6 protein-coding genes and 1 pseudogene are annotated in these 6,312 nt (G+C 72.9%); 3 read left to right on the top strand and 4 right to left on the bottom strand.

Going from position 1 to position 6,312, the window contains the following annotated elements:
• Window positions 1–171, bottom strand: a pseudogene (locus tag PV341_RS43045) (nuclear transport factor 2 family protein); the annotation flags it as partial.
• A 401-nt stretch (window positions 172–572) separates the two neighbouring features.
• On the opposite strand from PV341_RS43045, the gene PV341_RS43040 reads away from it, so the two are divergent.
• A complete protein-coding gene (locus PV341_RS43040; RefSeq protein ID WP_500321508.1) occupies window positions 573–1,337 on the top strand; it encodes an alpha/beta hydrolase family protein in 765 nt (254 codons plus the stop codon).
• Between the two features lie 89 nt (window positions 1,338–1,426).
• Window positions 1,427–1,945, top strand: a complete 519-nt coding sequence (locus PV341_RS43035; RefSeq protein ID WP_500360729.1) for a BBE domain-containing protein — start codon at window positions 1,427–1,429, stop codon at window positions 1,943–1,945.
• A 7-nt stretch (window positions 1,946–1,952) separates the two neighbouring features.
• Here PV341_RS43035 and PV341_RS43030 read toward each other — a convergent pair whose 3' ends face one another.
• From PV341_RS43030 to PV341_RS43020, 3 genes are all read right to left on the bottom strand, one after another.
• The gene (locus PV341_RS43030) at window positions 1,953–2,507 is read right to left on the bottom strand and encodes an HPP family protein (protein WP_500321510.1); all 555 of its coding nucleotides are present in this window, start codon (window positions 2,505–2,507) and stop codon (window positions 1,953–1,955) included.
• A gap of 241 nt (window positions 2,508–2,748) precedes the next feature.
• Window positions 2,749–3,972, bottom strand: a complete 1,224-nt coding sequence (locus tag PV341_RS43025; protein ID WP_500360731.1) for an MFS transporter — start codon at window positions 3,970–3,972, stop codon at window positions 2,749–2,751.
• Window positions 3,973–4,107: 135 nt separating this feature from the next.
• Window positions 4,108–5,484, bottom strand: coding sequence for a GH1 family beta-glucosidase (locus PV341_RS43020; protein ID WP_500360727.1), 1,377 nt, complete (start codon window positions 5,482–5,484; stop codon window positions 4,108–4,110).
• Between the two features lie 90 nt (window positions 5,485–5,574).
• Between PV341_RS43020 and PV341_RS43015 the strand changes: the two genes are divergently transcribed.
• Window positions 5,575–6,207 carry a TetR/AcrR family transcriptional regulator gene (locus PV341_RS43015; protein ID WP_500321513.1) on the top strand — a complete coding sequence of 211 codons (633 nt, stop codon included), beginning with the start codon at window positions 5,575–5,577 and terminating at the stop codon, window positions 6,205–6,207.
• Window positions 6,208–6,312: the final 105 nt, after the last annotated feature.

The following is a 6,312-nucleotide window of genomic DNA, read 5'->3' as shown; positions in this document are numbered from 1 at the left end:
GATCAACGCCCCGATCCCCTCATGCCCCGCCACCTGCGCCAGCGGGTCCGTGTACGTGCCGTCCTCCACCCACGCGGCGGCCACCGCCTTCGCCCGCGCCTCCGCGTCCGCGGCGCTGTTCCACGCCTCGAAGTAACGGGCGACGGCGGCCTCGTACCGGTTCTGCGACATCACGGTCCTCCTCATCCTGGCTGTGTGGCCCGGCCGGACGGGGTGGAGTGCGCCACCCCGTCCGCCCGGTACGACCACCCTGCCGGGGCGGCGACGAGGGGTCGATTACGTCCGGGGTAATGGCGGATCCCGCCTCTTCCCGGGAAGGCAGCCCACATCGGGAACCAGAAGGGGTCCCACCGGGGTCGCCCCGCCCCGGGCTTGATCAAGCGTCGGCAAAAATCCCGGGCAGGCCGATGATCGACCTGTTAGCTTCAGTTGCCCGTGACGTCGCCCGAGGAGGTGAGACCCATGAACGCGGTATCTCTGTGGGTGCTCCCCTTGCCGTCACGGTCTGGCGATTGACATAGGTGTCGCCGGGAGCGCCTCGACATCAAGGCACTCCCGAAAGGCACACACCCATGCACTCTCTGCAATTCACCGCCGAGTCGTCATCGAACGGCGTGGTCGAGCGCGACTTCACCGTGGACGGGGTCCCCGGTGTCCTCTGGTCGCCGGCTGCCGGCGCCCAGCCCGCGCCTCTGGTTCTGATGGGGCACGGCGGCGGCAACCACAAGAAGCACCCAGCGATGTCCGGCCGGGCGCAGCGCCTGGTGACCGGCTGCGGCTTCCACGTCGCCGTCCTTGACGCTCCCGGTCACGGCGACCGGCCGCGCACGGCGCACGACGAAGCGGAGATCGCCGAGCTGTTCCGGGCGCGGGCGGCCGGCGAGCCGGAAGGCCCGATCGTCGTCCGCTACAACGACCACCTGGCGGCGCTCGCCGTGCCCGAGTACCGGGCGCTCCTGGACGCCCTCCAGGAGCTTCCGGAGATCGGCACCGACGGGCCGGTCGGCTACTGGGGCATCAACATGGGCACCGCGATCGGCGTGCCGTTCGTGGCAGCCGAACCCCGGATCACGGCTGCGGTCTTCGGCCAGCACTGGCCCGACGTCCTGGCCGAGAAGGCGCAGCAGATCACCATTCCGGTCGAGTTCGACCTGCAGTGGGACGACGAGCACATCTCCCGCGAGGAGGGACTCGCGCTGTTCGACGCCTTCGCCTCGAAGGAGAAGTCACTGCACGTGAACTCGGGCAAGCACAAGGAGCTGCCCCGCTTCGAGGCTGACAGCGCGGTCCGCTTCTTCGCCCGGCACCTCGGCGAAACGGTCACCGCGTCGGCCTGAGGTGCGCGGTTGCGGCGCCCGGCTTGCCGGCCGGGCGCCGCAACCGCGGCCTCGGGTCGAGCGGGTCACGGGGCGGTCATCATGGGCGGATGCCGCATTCGCCCGTACACCTGCCCACCGCTCTCGTCGCGAGGTACCGGGCGGTCGACCGGGAGGTCGTGGGCTCCGCCCTCGTCGACACGCCGCGCCATCTCGACGCGCTGACGGCGGACATCGGCACGCACGGGATCCTCGTGCCGCTCCGCCTCGGCTTCAACGAGGAGTTCGCGACGCTCGACGGCAACCACAGGATCGCCGTGGCCATCCGGCTGGGCCTGGCAGAGGTCCCGGTGGCGTTGGCCGCGGAACCGCTGCCCCCCCGGCCAGGTCACGCGCGGCCCATGCTTCCCGAGGACCGTGCGCCACGGCGAGGTTGGCCCCCGAGCACTCGCCGGCGTAGGCGTCGTCCCCGGGCCTCAGCACGGGGCCCGACACGGCGGACGCCAGCCTCCTGGCGTCCCGTGCCGGCGTACGCCCCGGAGACCTACCGCAGGCTGGGCGAGGTGAAGGCGCGGTACGACCCGGACAACCTCTTCCGGTTCAACCACAATATCCCGGCCGCGCGATGATGAGCCCTCACCACCACGTCGTGGGGTAGACCTGCCGCCTCAAGCGGGAGGAGACCATCTGCACCGCTACGAGGAGCACCGTGCCGGCGGCCAGCAACGGGACGAAGTGGGTGGCGGACGGGGTGGTGAGCATGATCATGACGGCGGTGGCCATGGCCGGCGGATGGGGCGTCCGCAGCAGCAGCACCAGCCCGCAGGCGATGCCGCAGCCCACGACGGCGGCCCAGGGGCCGTGCCAGCCGAGGGCCAGCACCCCGAAGCACACGAGGCAGGACAGCATGTGGCCGCCGATGACGTGGCGGGGCTGGGCGAGGGGGGATTCAGGGGTCGCGGTGACGATCGCCATCGTGGCCGCGAGCGGCGGCACGAGCACCGTCTGGTGCGTGAGCGTGCCCAGCGCCACCAGCACGGCCAGTCCGACCGAGGTCGTGACGGCCGCCGAGGCGATCGTCCGCGGGGGCAGCCGCGGCAGGTGGTGCTTGCGGCGGCGTTCGGGCGCCGGCTCCGCCTGGCGGGGCGCGGCGTCGGCGGTCCTGGTCGCCCCGGGCGTGTCAGTCGCCATGGGGGTGACCGGTCTCGGGGCGGGGCGGGGCACAGGCCCCCGGGGCGCGCGGAATCAGCATGGGGACTCCTCGGAACCATCCCCGTATCCGGCCCACGGCGGCTCTTCCGTGACGACGGGGATCACCCCTCGATCGTGGCGTCGCCGCGCGGGGCACGTCCAAGACCGCCTTCCTATCGCTTGATCGAAGGCCTCTATCGATCCGCCCGGGGGCGCGCCGGGGAGTTCATCCGCCGTGGCCCTAACGGACCGCACGCACCTGGGCGATGAGCACACCGCCGAGCAGCGTGACGAGCGCGGTCGCGAGGTACAGGCCGGTGTAACCGCCGAGGTGGGCGATGACGGGGGCGGCGACGGCGGGGGCGAGCACCTGGGGGCCGGAGTTGGCGATGTTGATGACGCCGAGGTCCTTGGCCCGGTTCTCGGCGGCCGGGAGGACCTGGGTCACCAGGGCCTGGTCCACGGCCAGGTAGATCCCGAAGCCGGCGCCCAGCACCGCGGCCGCGGCCATGGCGGCGGGCCAGGTGTGGACGCAGGCCAGCAGGACCGCACCGAGGGCCATGACGACGGCGCAGAGCCGGACGAAGACCTTGCGGCGGCCGGCCCGGTCGGAGAGCACGCCCACCGGGACGGCGGTGAGCGCCGCGCACAGGGTGTAGATCAGGGTGAGGACCAGTACGCCCGTGTCGGGGTCCTCGAGGCCGACCGAGTCGGTGAGGTAGTAGAGCAGGTACAGCGTGCCCATCGCGTTGCCCAGGTTGATCAGGAAGCGGGTCAGCCAGGCCCAGCCGAAGTCCGGGTGGCGGCGCGGGCTCACCCACAGGCCGGCGACCAGGCGCCGCGGGTCGAGGGGCGGACGCAGCGCACGGGGCAGCGCGGGTTCGCCGAAGCGGAGCACGAAGGGCAGCGCGAGGACGACGGTCAGCAGCGCGATCGTCGCGTAGCCCGAGGCGACCCCGGTGACCACGGTGGTCGTGACGACGGCGCCGATGACCAGGCCGAGCGACTGGGTGATGCCGGTCCACCCGGAGACCTCGGCGCGCTGGGCGACCGGCACACGGTCGGCGATGGGCGTGGTGACCCCGGCGAGCATGGCGTTGAGCCCGGCCTGGGCGAGGCACCAGCCGAGGGCCACGCCGAGGACGGTGTGCTGACCGGACGTGACCAGCAGTCCCGCCGCCCCGGCGAGCGCGCCGCCGACGATCCACGGCCGGCGGCGCCCGAACCGGGAGGCCGTCCGGTCGGACAGGGCGCCGGCCACGGGGTTGGCGACCATCGCGACCAGGGCGCCCGCGCCGGTCACCCAGGACAGCGCCGTGTGCTTCCCGGCCGGGTCGATGTGTTCCAGTTGCAGCGGCAGCAGGATCTGGATCGGGGTCATGAAGGCCATGAAGACGGCCAGGGTGGCCAGGCTGAGCAGGGCGGTCCAGGCCGGACGGACCCGGGCGACCGGTTCGGCCGACAGGGTGTCCGGGTGTGGGCGGCGTCCTCACCGGTGTGGCGCATGCGGTTCCCCCTGCAGCACCCGAGAACATGAGGTCATCTCATGTTCGCGCGAGTGTAGTGCCGGGCCGGCGGGCCGCCAAGGGATACGGACGCATCAGGGCGCGGTGCGGCGTGCCTGCGCGATGCGCTCCCGGTACCAGTGGTAGGAGGCCTTCGGCGTCCGCCGCTGGGTCGCGTAGTCGACGTGGACGAGCCCGAAACGCTGGTGGTAGCCCTCGGCCCATTCGAAGTTGTCCAGCAGCGACCAGGTGAAGTAGCCGCGGACGTCGACCCCGCGGGCGTGCGCGGTCTCGACGGCCTTGATGTGGGTGCGCAGGTAGTCGATGCGGGCCTCGTCCCGGACCTCGCCGTCGTCCGAGGGGTGGTCGGCCTGGGAGCAGCCGTTCTCGGTGATCCAGACGGGCGGGAGCGCGGCCCCGTACCGCGCGTCGAGACCGGTGAGCAGTTCGGTGAGGCCGTCCGGCACCACCGGCCAGCCGAAGGCCGTGCGCGGGTACGGGGGACCGGGGACGGCCGCGTCCGGTTCCAGGATGTCGAAGGGCAGGCCGGCCTCCGCCGAAGGGGCGGCGATCCATGTGGGGTTGTAGTAGTTGACGCCCAGGCCGTCGAGGGGCGCGGCGACCACCGCGAGGTCGCCCTCGTGGACCACGCCGCCCCACGTCGGGTCGGTCAGCCCGTACGCGGACAGGTCGGGGTAGCCGCCGAGCAGCAGCGGGTCGGTGAACAGCCGGTTGTGCAGCGTGTCGTAGGCCGCGGCGGCGGCGTGGTCGGCGTCGGTGGCGCCCTCGCGGGTCCGCACCGGGGTGCAGTTGTTGGCGATCAGCACCTGCGCGGGGACGGCGGCGTGCGCGCGCAGCGCGGCGGTGGCGAGCCCGTGCCCGAGCAGCTGGTGGTGGGCGACGGGCAGCGCCTCCAGCATCAGGGCGCGGCCGGGGGCGTGGGTGCCGAAGGCGTAGCCGAACACCATGTGGACGAAGGGCTCGTTGAGGGTGATCCAGCGCGTGACCCGGTCGCCGAGGCGCCCGGCGACGACGGCCGCGTACTCGGCGAAGTGGCGGGCCGTGTCCCGGTTCAGCCAGCCGCCCCCGTCCTCCAGCGCCTGCGGGAGGTCCCAGTGGAAGAGGGTCGGCGTGGGGGTGATGCCGGCGGCGAGGAGTTCGTCCACCAGGCGGTCGTAGAAGCCGAGTCCGCGCGGCTCGACGCGGCCCCGGCCCTCCGGCAGGACGCGCGGCCAGGAGATCGAGAAGCGGTAGGCGTCGAGCCCGAGGCCCTTCATCAGCGCGACGTCCGCGGTGTGGCGGTGGTAGTGGTCGCAGGCGACCTCACCGGTGTGGCCGTCGCGGACCGCACCGGGCCGGGCGCTGAAGGTGTCCCACACGGACGCCCCCTTGCCGTCCTCGGCGACGGCGCCCTCGATCTGGTACGCGGCGGTGGACGCACCCCAGCTGAAGGAGGCGGGAAGCGGGGACATCGGGATCCTCTCCTCTGCCGTACGCGAAGAACATGAGGGTTGCTCATGTTGGGCCTCGCCAACGTACACCCGATCCGGCAGAGTGGGACCATGCAGGCACCCACCGATCCGTCCGGCCCCCTCCGCCGTCGCCCCGTGCAGCAGCGCAGCCGGGAACGTTTCGACCGGATCCTGGACGCCTGCGCGCACCTGCTGGACGAGGTCGGCTACACGGCGCTCACCACCAAGGAGGTGGCCCGGCGCGCCGACGTCCCGATCGGGACGCTGTACCAGTTCTTCCCCGGCGTCGACGGGCTGCTGGGCGCGCTGGCCGAACGGAACCTGGGGCACTTCGCCGACCGGCTCGCCCGCCGGGTGGAGGCCGAACGCCCGCCGCGGATCGGGGCGATGGTGGACCTGGCGATCGAGGAGTACGTCGCGATGCGCCGCGCCGTACCGGGCTTCGGCGTGGTGGACTTCGGGGCGATCGGCCGCGAGGACCCCCGCAGCGTCCACCTCCTCGACGCGGTGCTGGAGAACAACGCGGCCGTCGCCGACCGGCTCTGGTTCCTCGTCGGCGGGCTGCTCGGCGACCAGGACCAGGCCGCCGCGCGCGTGCGGCTGCACGTCGCCCTCGAGTCCGCCGACGCGGTCCTGCGACTCGCCTTCCGCCGGGACCCCGAGGGCGATCCGGTGCTGATCGCCGAGTGCAAGCGGCTGCTGCGGGGCTACCTGGGCGGGTGACGGACACGCCGGAGCCCCGTGGTGCCGTCAGGGGGCGTCACGGGGCTCCGGTGGGTGTGTGCTGCCGGCCGGTGGTGTGCCGGGGTCAGCCCTTGCGGGCGGTGA

The sequence above is a fragment of the Streptomyces sp. PA03-1a genome, from assembly GCF_033792805.1.
GTDB lineage: Bacteria > Actinomycetota > Actinomycetes > Streptomycetales > Streptomycetaceae > Actinacidiphila.
The sequence above is the reverse complement of the archived record's forward strand: the minus strand, read 5'-3'. Positions and strand labels throughout refer to the sequence as shown.